The sequence below is a fragment of the Micromonospora sp. NPDC048894 genome (genome assembly GCF_040649765.1).
Taxonomy (GTDB): domain Bacteria; phylum Actinomycetota; class Actinomycetes; order Mycobacteriales; family Micromonosporaceae; genus Micromonospora; species Micromonospora antibiotica.
The window spans coordinates 61129-74855 of sequence record NZ_JBEZFY010000017.1 but is presented as its reverse complement, the minus strand read 5'-3'; the positions used below and the strand labels follow the sequence as shown (position 1 = coordinate 74855).

Below are 13727 nucleotides of genomic sequence, written 5' to 3'. Positions count from 1 at the left end.
GATGCTGATGCCGCGCAAGCCCCCGAAGGGCTTCCGCAAGCCGCACCACCCGGACCGCCACGGCGCGTCCAAGGGCGGTAACCGGGTGGTGTTCGGCGAGTTCGGGATCCAGGCTCTCGAGCCGGCGTACGTGACGAACCGGCAGATCGAGTCGGCACGTATCGCCATGACCCGGCACATCAAGCGTGGTGGCAAGGTCTGGATCACGGTCTTCCCGGACCAGGCCCTCACCAAGAAGCCGGCCGAGACCCGGATGGGTTCCGGTAAGGGCTCGCCCGAGTGGTGGGTCGCGAACGTCAAGCCGGGGCGGGTGCTCTTCGAGATGTCCTTCCCCAACGAGCAGATCGCGCGAGAGGCGATGCGTCGCGCGATCCACAAGCTCCCGATGAAGTGCCGCATTGTTACGCGCGAAGTGGGTGAATCCTGATGGCAGCGGGCGTCAAGCCTTCCGAGCTGCGTGAGCTCTCCGAGGAGGAGCTGGTCACGAAGCTGCGCGAGGCCAAGGCGGAGCTGTTCAACCTCCGCGTGCAGGCCGCCACCGGTCAGCTGGACAACAACCGGCGGTTGCAGGTCATCCGTCGGGAGATCGCCCGGATCTACACGATCATGCGTGAGCGCGAGCTGGGTCTCTCGGCCGCGCCGACTGAGGTGACTGCATCATGAGCGAGACCGAGAACACCACCGCCGACGTGCGGGCCCGCCGTAAGGTTCGTGAGGGCCTGGTGGTCAGCGACAAGATGGACAAGACCGTCGTGGTCGAGGTCGAGGACCGCGTCAAGCACGCGTTGTACGGCAAGATCATGCGTCGTACCCGCAAGCTGAAGGTGCACGACGAGCCGAACGCCGCCGGCATCGGCGACCGGGTCCTGATCATGGAGACCCGGCCGCTGTCCGCCACCAAGCGTTGGCGCATCGTGGAGATCCTCGAGAAGGCCAAGTAGCGAAGGCTCGAGCTCGGCCGGTTTCGGTCGGGCGCAGGTTCCGCCAGGCTCCGGCCGCCCTCGACGGGCGGCCGGAGAACCGGCAGACATAGGAGATAGACGTGATTCAGCAGGAGTCGCGACTGCGCGTCGCCGACAACACGGGTGCCCGGGAGATCCTGTGCATCCGGGTTCTCGGTGGCTCCGGTCGGCGCTACGCGAGCATCGGCGACGTCATCGTGGCCACCGTCAAGGACGCGATCCCGGGTGCCGGTGTGAAGAAGGGCGACGTCGTCAAGGCCGTCGTCGTCCGCACCGCCAAGGAGAAGCGGCGGCCGGACGGCTCGTACATCCGTTTCGACGAGAACGCCGCCGTCATCATCAAGGACGGCGGGGACCCGCGCGGGACCCGTATCTTCGGCCCGGTGGGTCGTGAGCTGCGGGACAAGCGGTTCATGAAGATCATTTCCCTCGCGCCGGAGGTGTTGTGACCGTGAAGGTCAAGAAGGGCGACACGGTCATCGTCATCGCCGGCAAGGACAAGGGTGCCAAGGGCAAGGTCATCGCGGCCTACCCACGGCAGGACAAGGTCCTCGTCGAAGGCGTGAACCGGGTCAAGAAGCACACCCGTATCAGCACCACCCAGCGTGGCGCCAAGACCGGTGGCATCGTCACCCAGGAGGCCCCGATCCACGTCTCGAACGTGCAGGTCCTGGACTCCGACGGGAAGCCGACCCGGGTCGGTTACCGCTTCGACGACAACGGCCAGAAGGTCCGCATCGCGCGTAGCACCGGTAAGGACCTGTGATGACCACGGCTACCGAAACCAAGACCCTGCCGCGCCTCAAGGAGCGGTACCGCAACGAGATCGTGGCCAAGCTGCAGGAGCAGCACAACTTCGGCAACCCCATGCAGGTGCCGCGGTTGGTCAAGATCGTCGTCAACATGGGCGTCGGCGAGGCCGCCCGCGACGCCAAGCTGATCGACGGCGCCGTGCGCGACCTGGCCACGATCACCGGCCAGAAGCCGCAGGTGCGGCGGGCCACCAAGTCGATCGCGCAGTTCAAGCTGCGTGAGGGCATGCCGATCGGCGCGAAGGTGACCCTGCGCGGCGACCGGATGTGGGAGTTCCTGGACCGGCTGCTGTCGATCGCGCTGCCGCGTATCCGTGACTTCCGCGGCCTCGACGGACGCAAGCTGGACGGGCACGGCAACTACACGTTCGGCCTGACCGAGCAGTCGGTGTTCCACGAGATCGACCAGGACCGGATCGATCGCCAGCGGGGCATGGACATCACGGTGGTCACGACCGCCACGACCGACGACGAGGGCCGGGCGCTGCTCAAGCTCCTGGGCTTCCCGTTCAAGGAGAACTGAGATGGCCAAGAAGGCGCTGATCCTCAAGGCCGCCGCGAAGCCGAAGTTCTCGGTTCGCGCGTACACCCGCTGCCAGCGGTGCGGGCGTCCGAAGGCGGTCTACCGCAAGTTCGGTCTCTGCCGGGTGTGCATCCGGGAGATGGCCCACCGCGGTGAGCTGCCCGGCGTGTCCAAGGCTTCCTGGTAATAGCCCGGCGCGCTTCGCGCGTCAGCTGAACTGTCTCTTCGCCGTAGGCCCCGGGCCGTGCCCGGGGAACCCCGGCGAGAAAGGTTGACGAATTTCATGACGATGACCGACCCGATCGCAGACATGCTCACGCGTCTGCGTAACGCCAACCAGGCGTACCACGACCGGGTGACGATGCCCTACTCGAAGATCAAGGCGAACATCGCCGAGGTCCTCAAGGCCGAGGGTTACATCGCCACCTGGTTGGTCGAGGAGCCCGAAGAGGGTGCCGTCGGCAAGCGACTGGTCGTCGAGCTGAAGTACGGCCAGAACCGGGAGCGGAGTCTGGCCGGCATCAAGCGCGTGTCCAAGCCCGGTCTCCGGGTGTACGCCAAGTCGGACGGGCTCCCGCGGGTGCTCGGCGGGCTGGGCGTGGCGATCATTTCGACGTCCCAGGGGCTGCTCACCGACCGGCAGGCCCGCAAGCGGAGCGTTGGCGGGGAAGTCCTCGCCTTCGTCTGGTAACGGGAGACAGGTAGAAATGTCGCGTATTGGACGTAAGTCGATCCCGGTGCCTTCCGGCGTCGACATCACGATCGAGGGCCAGACCGTCAAGGTCAAGGGCCCCAAGGGCGAGCTGTCGCACACGCTCGCCGAGCCGATCAAGGCGGAGCGGGGCGAGGACGGCCAGTTGCACGTCAACCGGCCGAACGACGAGCGCAAGGCCAAGGAACTGCACGGCCTGAGCCGTACCCTGGTCGCCAACATGATCGTCGGCGTGACCGAGGGCTACCGCAAGAGCCTGGAGATCGCCGGCACCGGTTACCGGGTCACGGCCAAGGGCAAGGACCTCGAGTTCGCGCTCGGGTTCTCGCACCCGGTGCTGGTCCCCGCGCCGGACGGCATCACCTTCACGGTGGAGCGGCCGACCCTGTTCCACGTGGCCGGCATCGACAAGCAGCAGGTCGGTGAGGTCGCCGCCAACATCCGGAAGATCCGCCCGCCGGAGCCCTACAAGGGCAAGGGCGTCAAGTACCAGGGCGAGGTCATCCGCCGCAAGGCCGGAAAGGCAGGTAAGAAGTGAGCGCCACGCTGCTCAAGCGCCGCCGCGGCGTCGCCGCCAAGCGCGCCGTCGGCCGTGCGCGTCGACACTTCCGGGTCCGCAAGAACGTCAGCGGCACCGCCGAGCGTCCCCGCCTGGTGGTCACCCGCTCCCTGCGGCACATCGTCGCCCAGATCGTCGACGACACCAAGGGTCACACCCTGGCGTCGGCCTCGACCCTGGACGCGTCGCTGCGCGGTACGGACGGCGACAAGAGCGCCCTGGCCGGCAAGGTCGGCGGTCTGCTCGCCGAGCGGGCCAAGGCGGCCGGTGTGTCCAAGGTCGTCTTCGACCGCGGTGGCAACCGGTACGCGGGGCGGGTCGCCGCGCTTGCCGACGCCGCCCGCGAAGCCGGGCTCGAGTTCTAGAAACCCCGTCACGAGAGATAAGGAAGGCTGCTGATGCCAGGTCAACAGCGCCGTGGCGGCGGGTCCGGTGGCAACGAGGGTGGTCGCCGCGACAACCGCCGTGAGGGCGGCCGCGGAAACGCGCCCGTCGAGAAGACCCCGCACCTCGAGCGGGTCGTCGCGATCAACCGCGTCGCCAAGGTCGTGAAGGGTGGTCGTCGCTTCAGCTTCACCGCCCTGGTGATCGTGGGCGACGGCGACGGCACGGTCGGCGTGGGCTACGGGAAGGCCAAGGAGGTGCCCGCGGCGATCGCCAAGGGCGTCGAGGAGGCCAAGAAGCACTTCTTCAAGGTGCCGCGGATCGGTCAGTCGATCCCGCACCCGATCCAGGGTGAGGCCGCGGCCGGCGTCGTGCTGCTCAAGCCGGCGTCCGCCGGTACCGGCGTCATCGCCGGTGGCCCGGTGCGTGCCGTGCTGGAGTGCGCGGGCATCCACGACGTGCTCTCCAAGAGCCTCGGCTCGTCCAACCCCATCAACATCGTGCACGCCACGGTGGCGGCGCTGAAGGGGCTCGAGTCCCCGGAGGCCGTCGCGGCCCGTCGTGGCCTGCCGGTCGAGGACGTCGCGCCGGCCGCCATGCTGGCGTCGCGGGCGGGGGTGGCGTCCTGATGGCACGCCTGAAGGTCACCCAGCTCCGGTCCGCGATCGGGCGTAAGCAGAACCAGCGGCACTCGCTGCGTTCGCTCGGCCTGAAGCGGATCAACGACGTGGTGGTCAAGGAGGACCGTCCCGAGATTCGGGGCATGATCTTCGCGGTCAGCCACCTCGTGAAGGTCGAGGAGGTCGAGTAATGACGATCAAGGTTCACCACCTGCGTCCGGCCCCGGGCGCCAAGACCGCGAAGACCCGGGTGGGTCGCGGTGAGGGCTCCAAGGGCAAGACCGCCGGTCGCGGCACCAAGGGCTCCAAGGCCCGTAAGAACATCTCGGCGGCGTTCGAGGGTGGGCAGATGCCCATCCACATGCGCCTGCCGAAGATGAAGGGCTTCAAGAACAAGTTCAAGGTCGTCTTCCAGGTGGTCAACCTGGACCGGCTCGCCGAACTGTTCCCCAACGGCGGCCAGGTCGGCCCGCTGGAGCTGGTCGAGGCCGGCGCGGTCCGCAAGGGCCACCCGGTCAAGATCCTCGGCACCGGCGATCTCGGCGGGGTGACCCTCCAGGTGTCGGCGCAGGCGTTCAGCGCGTCGGCCAAGGAGAAGATCACCGCCGCCGGCGGCTCGGTCACCGAGCTGTAGGACAGGCAAACCAGGGCGCCCGCTCAGTTCTCCGTAACTGGGCGGGCGCCCTGGTCTCCCCGGAGCCTGTGCGCCGGGTAACATCGGATTCGGTTTATGTAGCCGGGCACACCTGCCCGGAGCGGGATCGGGCTGTTAGAGTCCCTTCCCAGCCATGGATATCGGGCACTCGCCCGGCACCCACCCCGACCCGCCAGGGACCACCACCGGGCGGCCCGCGCGCAGGAGGAAGAAGTTGCTGTCCGCCTTTCTCAGTGCGTTCCGTACGCCTGACCTGCGCAAGAAGCTGCTGTTCACAGTAGGCATCATCGCGGTCTACCGGCTCGGCGCCACTCTGCCCAGCCCCGGCGTCTCGTACGGCAACGTGCAGAAGTGTCTCGACAGTCTGCAGGGCCAGAACACGGGCGTGCTCAACCTGCTCGACCTGTTCTCCGGCGGCGCGCTGTTGCAGCTCTCGGTCTTCGCGCTGGGCATCATGCCCTACATCACCGCGTCGATCATCCTGCAACTGCTGACAGTGGTCATCCCCCGGCTGGAGCAGCTCCGCAAGGAGGGCCAGGCCGGCCAGGCGAAGATCACCCAGTACACCCGCTACCTGACCCTCGGCCTGGGCATCCTCCAGTCGTCGGCGTTCGTGGCGCTGGCCCGTTCCGGCCAGCTGTTCCAGAACCGCTGCGACCAGTTCCCGATCGTGCCCGAGGGCACCGGCATCCCGGACTGGCTGACCCTCAGCATCCTGGTCATGACGATGACCGCCGGCACCGGCATGGTGATGTGGCTCGGCGAGCTGATCACCGACCGGGGCGTCGGCAACGGCATGTCCGTCCTGATCTTCACCTCGATCGCGGCCCGGCTCCCCAGCGAGGGCTGGAAGATCAAGACCAACGAGGGCTGGGGCAAGTTCGCCCTGGTGCTCGCCCTGGTCCTGGTGGTCATCACCGCGGTCTGCTTCATCGAGCAGGCGCAGCGCCGCATCCCGGTGCAGTACGCCAAGCGGATGATCGGCCGGCGGATGTACGGCGGCACCTCCACCTACATCCCGCTCAAGGTGAACCAGGCCGGTGTCATCCCGGTCATCTTCGCCTCGTCGCTGCTCTACCTGCCGCAGCTGGCGCTCCAGTTCTTCGACCAGACCGACCCGGGAAAGACCCAGGCCTGGATCCAGAACAACATCGTGCAGGCCGACGCGCCGCTGCACATCGTGATCTACTTCCTGCTGATCATCTTCTTCACGTACTTCTACGTCTCGATCACGTTCAACCCGACCGAGGTCGCGGACAACATGAAGAAGTACGGCGGCTTCGTGCCGGGCATCCGCCCCGGCAAGCCGACCGCCGACTACCTCGACTTCATCCTCAGCCGGATCACCCTGCCGGGCGCGCTCTACCTGGGCATCGTGGCGGTCCTGCCGAACTTCTTCTTCATCTGGCTGAACAGCCAGCAGTTCCAGAACTTCCCGTTCGGCGGCACCGCTGTGCTCATCATGGTCGGCGTCGGTCTGGAGACCGTGAAGCAGATCGAGAGCCAACTCATGCAGCGGAACTACGAAGGGTTCCTGCGGTAGATGCGACTCGTTCTGGTTGGCCCGCCGGGCGCGGGCAAGGGCACACAGGCGGAGTTCATCGCCGCACACCTCTCGGTGCCGAAGATCTCCACCGGTGACATCTTCCGGGCCAACGTCTCCCAGGGGACGCCCCTGGGGGTCGAGGCGAAGCGGTACATGGACGCGGGCAAGCTGGTTCCGGACGAGGTGACCATCAACATGGTCCGGGACCGGCTCGCCGAGCCGGACGCCTCCGAGGGTTTCCTGCTCGACGGCTTCCCGCGCACCACGCCGCAGGCCGCCGCGCTGGACAAGCTCCTCGCCGACCTGGGCACCGCCCTGGATCTGGTGCTGGAGCTGGTGGTCGACGACGACGAGGTGATCCGGCGGCTCTCCGGGCGGCGCACCTGTCGGGGTTGCGGCAAGATCTGGCACGTCGAGTTCGACGCCACCACCAAGGACGGCATCTGCGACCGGTGCGGCGCCGAGCTGTTCCAGCGCGACGACGACAAGCCGGAGACCATCGCGGCCCGCCTGCGGGAGTACGCCGACAAGACCGCGCCGCTGGTCGACTACTACGGCGCCCAGAACAAGCTGGTCGGGATCGACGCCACCGGCCCGGTGGAGGACGTCACCGTCCGTGCCATCGACGCGCTGCGCTCGTACGGCGGCTGACCGCCCGCCGCAGCCCGGCGGATAGAGTGCGAACAGCGGGGTACGCCACGTACCCCGCTGTTGCGCTGTGTAATCGGCAACGAAAGGTGACTGCTCCATGCGCCGTGCCCAGCTGGACATCCAGCTGAAGACCCCTGACCAGATTCAGAAGATGCGCGCCGCCGGCCTGGTGGTCGCCGAGGCCCTGCGTCGGATGAGCGCGGCAGTCGCCCCCGGGGTCAGTACGGCCGACCTCGACGCGATCGCCGAGGCGACCATCCGGGAGGCGGGCGCGGTCCCCTCGTTCAAGGGCTACCACGGCTTTCCCGCCTCGATCTGCTCGTCGGTCAACGAGCAGGTGGTGCACGCGATCCCGGCAGCGGACCAGTTGCTCCGGGAGGGCGACCTGATCTCGATCGACTGCGGCGCGGTGCTGGACGGCTGGCACGGCGACGCGGCGGTCACCGTCGGGGTGGGCGAGGTCGACCCGGCGCTGCTGAAGATGGCGTCGGTCGCTGAGGACGCCATGTGGGCCGGGATCGCCGCCGCCGCCCGGGGTGCCGCGAACGGCAGGGGCCGGCTCACCGACATCTCGCACGCCGTCGAGACCGCGGTCCGTCGGGGTGGCCGGTACGGCATCGTCGAGGGCTACGGCGGCCACGGCATCGGCACCGAGATGCACCAGGACCCGCACGTGCTCAACCACGGCCGCCCCGGCAAGGGTCCCCGGCTGGTGCCGGGCATGGCGTTGGCGATCGAGCCGATGATCACGATGGGTTCCCCACGTACCGTCGAGTTGTCCGATGGGTGGACGGTGGTCACCCGGGACCGGTCGATGGCGGTGCACGTCGAGCACTCGATGGCGCTGCTGGAGGACGGGGTCTGGGTGCTGACCGCGTTCGACGGCGGACGGGCGCGGCTCGGCGACCTGGTGACCGCCCGGCAGCCTGCCGATTCCCCGGCCACCTGACCGGTCATCAGGCCTCTCTGCCCTGCGGCTCTCTGCCCTGCGGGCCCCTGAGTAGGGCCCGCTGAGGAGCGTCCGGGCCCGCCCCCTGCCGGGCGCTGGCAGCCTCGTCCGCGCCCCCTCGTCGCCGACCTGGCCGGGGCGTGTCCGGATGGGATGTCCGGCAGGGGGCGGTGCCGAGCTGTGCTCGTCTCGGCGGTTCACGCCGCGTGGTCCGTCTACGGAGGGCAGCTGCCGAACCAGGGGTCACACCGCCGCTGTCGCCCGCTGCTGCCGCCGTCCGCTGTCGCCCGCTGCTGCCGCCGTCCGCTGTCGCCGCTGCCTCTGCCGCCGCCCGCCGCTGTCGCCGTCCGCTGTCGCCGTCCGCTGTCGCCCCTGTCGCCGTTGCCGCTGTGTGGCTGGCTGTTGTACCGGGCCCGACGGGCCGGTGCCAGTTGACCACCCCGGGTCCTTTCGAGCTGATGGCGTTGACGACTCAACCGTCGGTAGGGGGAAGCACATGAACGTCGAGTGTCAGCCTGAGCAGGGAGAGGACCTCGCGGCGGCGGTCCCCTCCTGACCGGTCCCCTCCTGACCGGTCCCCTCCTGACCGATCCCCTCCTGACCGAGGTGGGGGTGCTGGCTGAATCACTGATGTCATCAGGTCGAAAGGGCCCGAGGACAGATGCGGTGGGGGAGGGCGGTCACCGGTGGGCGGACGGGCGGCCCCTCGAGTGGAGATTCGGGGCGACCCGTCGACCGCATGGGCTCGCTACCGGAGGAACCGCCCGGTGGCATCGGTCGCGCTGGCCGGTGCCGGCGTCGTAGCCGGACGAGCATCCGGCTGGCCGTGGCCGTGGCCGTGGCCGTGGCCGGGGCCGTGGTGGTGGCGGGGCCGTGGCGGTGGTCTTGGTGGTGGCGGTGGCCGTGGCCGAGGTGGTGGCGGGGCCGTGGTGGCGGTGGCCGTGGTGATGGTCGTGGTGGTGGTGGCCGTGGTGATGGTCGTGGTGGTGGTGGCCGTGGTGATGGTCGTGGTGGTGGTGGCCGTGGCCGAGGTGGTGGTCTTGGCGGTGGTCGCGGGGCGGTGGCGGTGTGGCCTCTGGTCCGGCAGCCGACCTGTGGCCCGGTGGGCGGTGACGGGGTTCGGTGGCGGTGGACCCGTGGTGTCATGCTTGCCGGCATGGAGAGGCGGGCCGGCATGCAGGAGCGGGACCGGATGCGGGCGGCGGACACCGACCGGGAGGCGACGGCGGAACGGCTCCGGGTCGCCCTGGAGGAGGGCCGGCTCGACCTGCACGAGTACGACGAACGCCTGCAACAGACGTACGGGGCGAAGACCTACGCGGAACTGGACACCGTCCTGGCTGATCTGCCGGCACCGGCGTCCGCGCAGCGCTCCGCGCTGGCCCCGCTCGGCCCGCTGGCCCCGCTCGGCCCGCAGGCCCCGCCGGTGTCCGGTTCCGGGGCGTCGGAGCCCGACCGGGAGGTGACGCCGGAGCCGCCGGTGACCGGGAGCACCGCAGTGGGTGAGCCGGTGCCCGTGGGTGTCGGCTCCCGGCGGTGGCCGGTCGAGGTGTGGGTGCCCTGGCTGCGGGTGGCGGCCCTGCTCACCGTGATCTGGGCGATCTCCTCGGTCGGCAGCCGGGAACTGCTGTTCTACTGGCCGGCATGGGCGCTCGGCCCGTGGGGGGTCCTGCTGCTCCTGCGTACCACTGGCGGGTTCGCCGGCGGGGCTCCCGCCCGGCGGGACCGCCGGCGGGTGGCGCGCGACACGCGGCGGCGCAAGCGCCGCAAGTAGCGCCGCAACGACCGCCGACCGCCGGGCGTTGCGTGGGAGGGTGCCCAGTTTCGTCCGGTTGGGTGACACCACTGGTGGCCGGTTTGGCGACCACCAGTGGGCGGGCGTACACTTTCAGATCGGCGCACAGCGTCCACTCCGGCATGCCCACCCCGCGCTTCGGTGGGAGCCCGGAGCCGCGGCTGGCGCGGGCCCCCGATGACCATCGGGAGGTCCGTGTAAGGCGTTGTGGGCCGTCCGGAGCAACCGACGTCAGGACAGCGGAGTACATGCCGAAAAAAGACGGAGCCATCGAGATCGAGGGTCGGGTCATCGAGCCTCTGCCGAACGCAATGTTCCGGGTGGAGCTCGCGAACGGCCACAAGGTGCTGGCTCACATCAGCGGCAAGATGCGGCAGCACTACATCCGCATCCTGCCGGAGGACCGGGTCGTCGTCGAACTCTCGCCGTACGACCTGACCCGCGGGCGCATCGTCTACCGCTACAAGTAAGCCTGACGGCGGCCGGGAAGTCCCCGTGTCCGTCTTCGACGTCCGGAGTCGCGGTCATCGCGTCGCCGGGCCAGATGGGAAGTAAGGCAACCGTGAAGGTCAAGCCGAGCGTCAAGAGGATCTGCAACAAGTGCCGGGTTATCCGCCGGCACGGCCGGGTCATGGTGATCTGCACCGACCCGCGCCACAAGCAGCGCCAGGGCTGATCCGATTCCGCCGTCCGTGACGAACGGAGGGCGGCGGACCGGTCCGGGTCGCGCAGATCCGACGACAACACGTCACCAGCTCGTCCCAGCCGCGGAACGTACGCACGCGTACCTTCTCGTGGCCAACCCCCGGTCGGAGGCCGGGGCCCGCTCGGGCAGCGGCCGTTCGGTCGCCGGCGCACACCGCGTCGGAGTCGGACAGGTCGGTAGCGGGGTGGGACGGGTCCACACCTCCGCCACACATCACGAGGAGTACGCCCGCACATGGCACGTCTAGTCGGCGTGGATCTCCCCCGCGAAAAGCGGATGGAGATCGCGCTCACCTACATCTTCGGGGTCGGTCGCACCCGTGCCCAGGAGACGCTCGCTGCTACCGGCATCTCGCCGGACAAGCGCGCTCGGGACCTCACGGACGAGGAGCTGGTCCAGCTCCGCGACCACATCGAGTCGAACTACAAGGTTGAAGGCGACCTGCGCCGCGAGGTCGCCGCTGACATCCGCCGCAAGGTCGAGATCGGCTGCTACGCCGGCATCCGGCACCGCCGGGGCCTGCCCGTGCGTGGCCAGCGGACGCGGACCAACGCCCGCACCCGCAAGGGCCCGAAGCGGACCGTGGCCGGCAAGAAGAAGCCCGGCAAGAAGTAACTTCCCAGCCGGGATTCAGGCGAAGAGCCAGCAGTCGATCGAGAACCCATACAGGAGCGCAGAAGACTTATGCCACCTAAGGCTCGTGCCGGAGCCGCAGTCAAGAAGGTCCGGCGCAAGGAACGCAAGAACGTCGCCCACGGGCAGGCGCACATCAAGAGCACGTTCAACAACACCATCGTGTCCATCACGGACCCGACCGGTGCGGTCATCTCCTGGGCCTCCGCGGGCCAGGTTGGCTTCAAGGGCTCCCGCAAGTCGACCCCGTTCGCCGCGCAGCTGGCCGCCGAGGCCGCCGCGCGTCGGGCGATGGAGCACGGCATGCGCAAGGTCGACGTGTTCGTCAAGGGCCCCGGCTCCGGCCGGGAAACCGCCATCCGCTCGCTGCAGGCCGTCGGGCTGGAGGTCGGCCAGATCGCCGACGTCACCCCGCAGCCGCACAACGGGTGCCGTCCGCCGAAGCGTCGCCGGGTCTGAGAGGTTAGAGAGAGATGGCTCGTTACACCGGTGCTGACTGCCGCCGTTGCCGGCGGGAGAAGATGAAGCTGTTCCTCAAGGGCAGCAAGTGCGATGGCCCGAAGTGCCCGTTCGAGTCCCGGCCGTTCCCGCCCGGGCAGCACGGTCGTGGCCGCACCAAGGAGACGGAGTACCTGCTCCAGCTCCGCGAGAAGCAGAAGGCGCGTCGGGTCTACGGCGTGCTGGAGAAGCAGTTCCGCGGGTACTACGAGGAGGCCGTGGCCAAGCAGGCCAAGACCGGTGAGGTCCTCCTGCAGATCCTCGAGTCGCGCCTCGACAACGTGGTCTACCGGGCCGGTTACGCGCACTCGCGGGACATGGCCCGCCAGCTTGTCAAGCACGGTCACTTCACCGTGAACGGCAAGAAGGTCGACATCCCGTCGTACCGCGTCAAGGAGCACGACATCATCGAGGTCCGGGGCAAGAGCAAGGAGCTCACCCCGTTCATCGTGGCGCAGGCCCAGGCCGGCTCGAAGACCGTTCCGGCGTGGCTGGAGGCGATCCCGAGCCAGATGAAGGTCCTGGTGCACTCGCTCCCGGCCCGTCAGGTGATCGACACCCAGGTCCAGGAGCAGCTGATCGTCGAGCTCTACTCCAAGTAGGGCCCGTTGCGGTGGCCCGTCCTGCGGGGCGGGCCACCGGAACAGTTCGTGTCGTGGACGTCATATAGCGGGCGTCCCGGAAGAGAAGAGAAAAGATGCTCATCAGCCAGCGACCGTCTCTCTCCGAAGAGTCGATCAACGAGACCCGTTCCCGGTTCACCATCGAGCCGCTGGAGCCCGGCTTCGGCTACACCCTGGGCAACTCGCTGCGGCGTACGCTGCTGTCGTCCATCCCGGGTGCCGCGGTCACCTCGATCAAGATCGACGGTGTGCTGCACGAGTTCACCACGATCCCCGGGGTCAAGGAGGACGTGGTCGAGCTCGTCATGAACATCAAGGAGCTCTGCGTCAGCTCCGAGCACGACGAGCCGGTCAGCATGTACCTGCGCAAGCAGGGTCCGGGCGACGTCACCGCAGGCGACATCCAGCCCCCGGCCGGTGTCTCGGTGCACAACCCCGACCTCAAGCTCGCCACCCTCAACGGCAAGGGCCGGCTCGACATGGAGCTGACCGTCGAGCGGGGTCGCGGCTACGTGACGGCGGCGCAGAACAAGCAGGCCGGCGCCGAGATCGGCCGGATCCCGGTCGACTCGATCTACTCGCCGGTGCTCAAGGTGACGTACCGCGTCGAGGCGACCCGCGTCGAGCAGCGGACCGACTTCGACCGGCTGATCATCGACGTCGAGACCAAGCCGTCGATGGGCCCGCGTACCGCGCTGGCCTCCGCCGGTTCGACGCTGGTGGAGCTGTTCGGGTTGGCCCGGGAGCTGGACGAGACCGCCGAGGGCATCGACATCGGGCCGTCCCCGCAGGACGCCCAGCTGGCGGCGGACCTGGCCCTGCCGATCGAGGAGCTGGACCTCACGGTCCGTTCCTACAACTGCCTCAAGCGCGAGGGCATCAACTCCGTTGGTGAGCTGATCGGGCGTACCGAGGCCGACCTCCTCGACATCCGCAACTTCGGCCAGAAGTCGATCGACGAGGTCAAGATGAAGCTCGCCGGGATGGGTCTGGGGCTGAAGGACTCGGCCCCGAACTTCGACCCGGCACACGTCGTGGACGCCTTCGGTGAGGCCGACTACGACACCGACGACTATCGCGAGACCGAGCAGCTCTAGTC

Annotated in this window: 23 protein-coding genes; all 23 read left to right on the top strand. The window is 68.6% G+C overall.

Translation table 11 applies throughout. From position 1 onward, the window contains the following. Window position 1: 1 nt before the first annotated feature. The 23 genes from rplP (at window position 2) to AB0C22_RS27480 (ending at window position 13725) form a co-directional block, all read left to right on the top strand. Window positions 2–427 carry a 50S ribosomal protein L16 gene (rplP, locus tag AB0C22_RS27590; RefSeq protein WP_088647000.1) on the top strand — a complete coding sequence of 142 codons (426 nt, stop codon included), beginning with the start codon at window positions 2–4 and terminating at the stop codon, window positions 425–427. Continuing rightward, the gene (gene rpmC / locus AB0C22_RS27585) at window positions 427–663 is read left to right on the top strand and encodes a 50S ribosomal protein L29 (protein WP_013288628.1); all 237 of its coding nucleotides are present in this window, start codon (window positions 427–429) and stop codon (window positions 661–663) included. Before rplP ends, rpmC begins: the two co-directional genes overlap by 1 nt. Further along, window positions 660–941: a 30S ribosomal protein S17 gene (gene rpsQ / locus AB0C22_RS27580; RefSeq protein WP_208568205.1), complete on the top strand. Its 282-nt coding sequence runs from the start codon at window positions 660–662 to the stop codon at window positions 939–941. Before rpmC ends, rpsQ begins: the two co-directional genes overlap by 4 nt. A gap of 101 nt (window positions 942–1042) precedes the next feature. Continuing rightward, complete coding sequence (gene rplN / locus AB0C22_RS27575; RefSeq protein WP_007073026.1) at window positions 1043–1411, top strand: 50S ribosomal protein L14; 369 nt, start codon at window positions 1043–1045, stop codon at window positions 1409–1411. Beyond that, window positions 1408–1728: a 50S ribosomal protein L24 gene (gene rplX, locus AB0C22_RS27570; protein ID WP_208568204.1), complete on the top strand. Its 321-nt coding sequence runs from the start codon at window positions 1408–1410 to the stop codon at window positions 1726–1728. The genes rplN and rplX overlap by 4 nt, the downstream gene beginning before the upstream one ends. After that, window positions 1728–2297: a 50S ribosomal protein L5 gene (gene rplE, locus AB0C22_RS27565; protein WP_204957695.1), complete on the top strand. Its 570-nt coding sequence runs from the start codon at window positions 1728–1730 to the stop codon at window positions 2295–2297. The genes rplX and rplE overlap by 1 nt, the downstream gene beginning before the upstream one ends. Window position 2298: 1 nt before the next feature. Further along, the gene (locus AB0C22_RS27560) at window positions 2299–2484 is read left to right on the top strand and encodes a type Z 30S ribosomal protein S14 (RefSeq protein WP_007073023.1); all 186 of its coding nucleotides are present in this window, start codon (window positions 2299–2301) and stop codon (window positions 2482–2484) included. 96 nt (window positions 2485–2580) lie between these two features. Further along, the gene (gene rpsH / locus AB0C22_RS27555; protein WP_067301438.1) at window positions 2581–2988 is read left to right on the top strand and encodes a 30S ribosomal protein S8; all 408 of its coding nucleotides are present in this window, start codon (window positions 2581–2583) and stop codon (window positions 2986–2988) included. Between the two features lie 16 nt (window positions 2989–3004). After that, window positions 3005–3547 carry a 50S ribosomal protein L6 gene (gene rplF, locus AB0C22_RS27550; protein WP_208568203.1) on the top strand — a complete coding sequence of 181 codons (543 nt, stop codon included), beginning with the start codon at window positions 3005–3007 and terminating at the stop codon, window positions 3545–3547. Beyond that, window positions 3544–3933: a 50S ribosomal protein L18 gene (gene rplR / locus AB0C22_RS27545; RefSeq protein WP_208568202.1), complete on the top strand. Its 390-nt coding sequence runs from the start codon at window positions 3544–3546 to the stop codon at window positions 3931–3933. Before rplF ends, rplR begins: the two co-directional genes overlap by 4 nt. A gap of 33 nt (window positions 3934–3966) precedes the next feature. Beyond that, window positions 3967–4581 (top strand): 30S ribosomal protein S5, encoded by a 615-nt coding sequence (rpsE, locus tag AB0C22_RS27540; RefSeq protein ID WP_088646996.1) that lies wholly within the window; start codon window positions 3967–3969, stop codon window positions 4579–4581. Beyond that, entirely contained in the window at window positions 4581–4763 is a 183-nt protein-coding gene (rpmD, locus tag AB0C22_RS27535; protein WP_067301451.1) for a 50S ribosomal protein L30, read from the top strand. Before rpsE ends, rpmD begins: the two co-directional genes overlap by 1 nt. Then, entirely contained in the window at window positions 4763–5206 is a 444-nt protein-coding gene (gene rplO / locus AB0C22_RS27530) for a 50S ribosomal protein L15 (protein WP_088646994.1), read from the top strand. The genes rpmD and rplO overlap by 1 nt, the downstream gene beginning before the upstream one ends. 235 nt (window positions 5207–5441) lie before the next feature. Continuing rightward, window positions 5442–6770 carry a preprotein translocase subunit SecY gene (gene secY / locus AB0C22_RS27525; protein WP_208568320.1) on the top strand — a complete coding sequence of 443 codons (1329 nt, stop codon included), beginning with the start codon at window positions 5442–5444 and terminating at the stop codon, window positions 6768–6770. Further along, window positions 6771–7424, top strand: coding sequence for an adenylate kinase (locus AB0C22_RS27520; protein ID WP_091241987.1), 654 nt, complete (start codon window positions 6771–6773; stop codon window positions 7422–7424). A 97-nt stretch (window positions 7425–7521) separates the two neighbouring features. Further along, on the top strand, window positions 7522–8373 hold the full coding sequence (gene map / locus AB0C22_RS27515) for a type I methionyl aminopeptidase (RefSeq protein ID WP_357537865.1): 852 nt from the start codon (window positions 7522–7524) through the stop codon (window positions 8371–8373). 1156 nt (window positions 8374–9529) lie between these two features. Next, window positions 9530–10147, top strand: a complete 618-nt coding sequence (locus AB0C22_RS27510; RefSeq protein ID WP_357537863.1) for a DUF1707 domain-containing protein — start codon at window positions 9530–9532, stop codon at window positions 10145–10147. A gap of 269 nt (window positions 10148–10416) precedes the next feature. Beyond that, the gene (gene infA, locus AB0C22_RS27505; protein WP_007073013.1) at window positions 10417–10638 is read left to right on the top strand and encodes a translation initiation factor IF-1; all 222 of its coding nucleotides are present in this window, start codon (window positions 10417–10419) and stop codon (window positions 10636–10638) included. Between the two features lie 92 nt (window positions 10639–10730). Next, window positions 10731–10844, top strand: a complete 114-nt coding sequence (gene rpmJ, locus AB0C22_RS27500) for a 50S ribosomal protein L36 (protein WP_012184307.1) — start codon at window positions 10731–10733, stop codon at window positions 10842–10844. Window positions 10845–11108: 264 nt separating this feature from the next. After that, window positions 11109–11489, top strand: a complete 381-nt coding sequence (gene rpsM, locus AB0C22_RS27495; RefSeq protein ID WP_091241981.1) for a 30S ribosomal protein S13 — start codon at window positions 11109–11111, stop codon at window positions 11487–11489. 69 nt (window positions 11490–11558) lie between these two features. Next, the gene (rpsK, locus tag AB0C22_RS27490; RefSeq protein WP_030329919.1) at window positions 11559–11966 is read left to right on the top strand and encodes a 30S ribosomal protein S11; all 408 of its coding nucleotides are present in this window, start codon (window positions 11559–11561) and stop codon (window positions 11964–11966) included. 14 nt (window positions 11967–11980) lie between these two features. Continuing rightward, window positions 11981–12607 (top strand): 30S ribosomal protein S4, encoded by a 627-nt coding sequence (gene rpsD, locus AB0C22_RS27485; protein WP_067301470.1) that lies wholly within the window; start codon window positions 11981–11983, stop codon window positions 12605–12607. Between the two features lie 95 nt (window positions 12608–12702). Next, a complete protein-coding gene (locus tag AB0C22_RS27480) occupies window positions 12703–13725 on the top strand; it encodes a DNA-directed RNA polymerase subunit alpha (RefSeq protein WP_007073009.1) in 1023 nt (340 codons plus the stop codon). Window positions 13726–13727 lie beyond the last annotated feature (2 nt).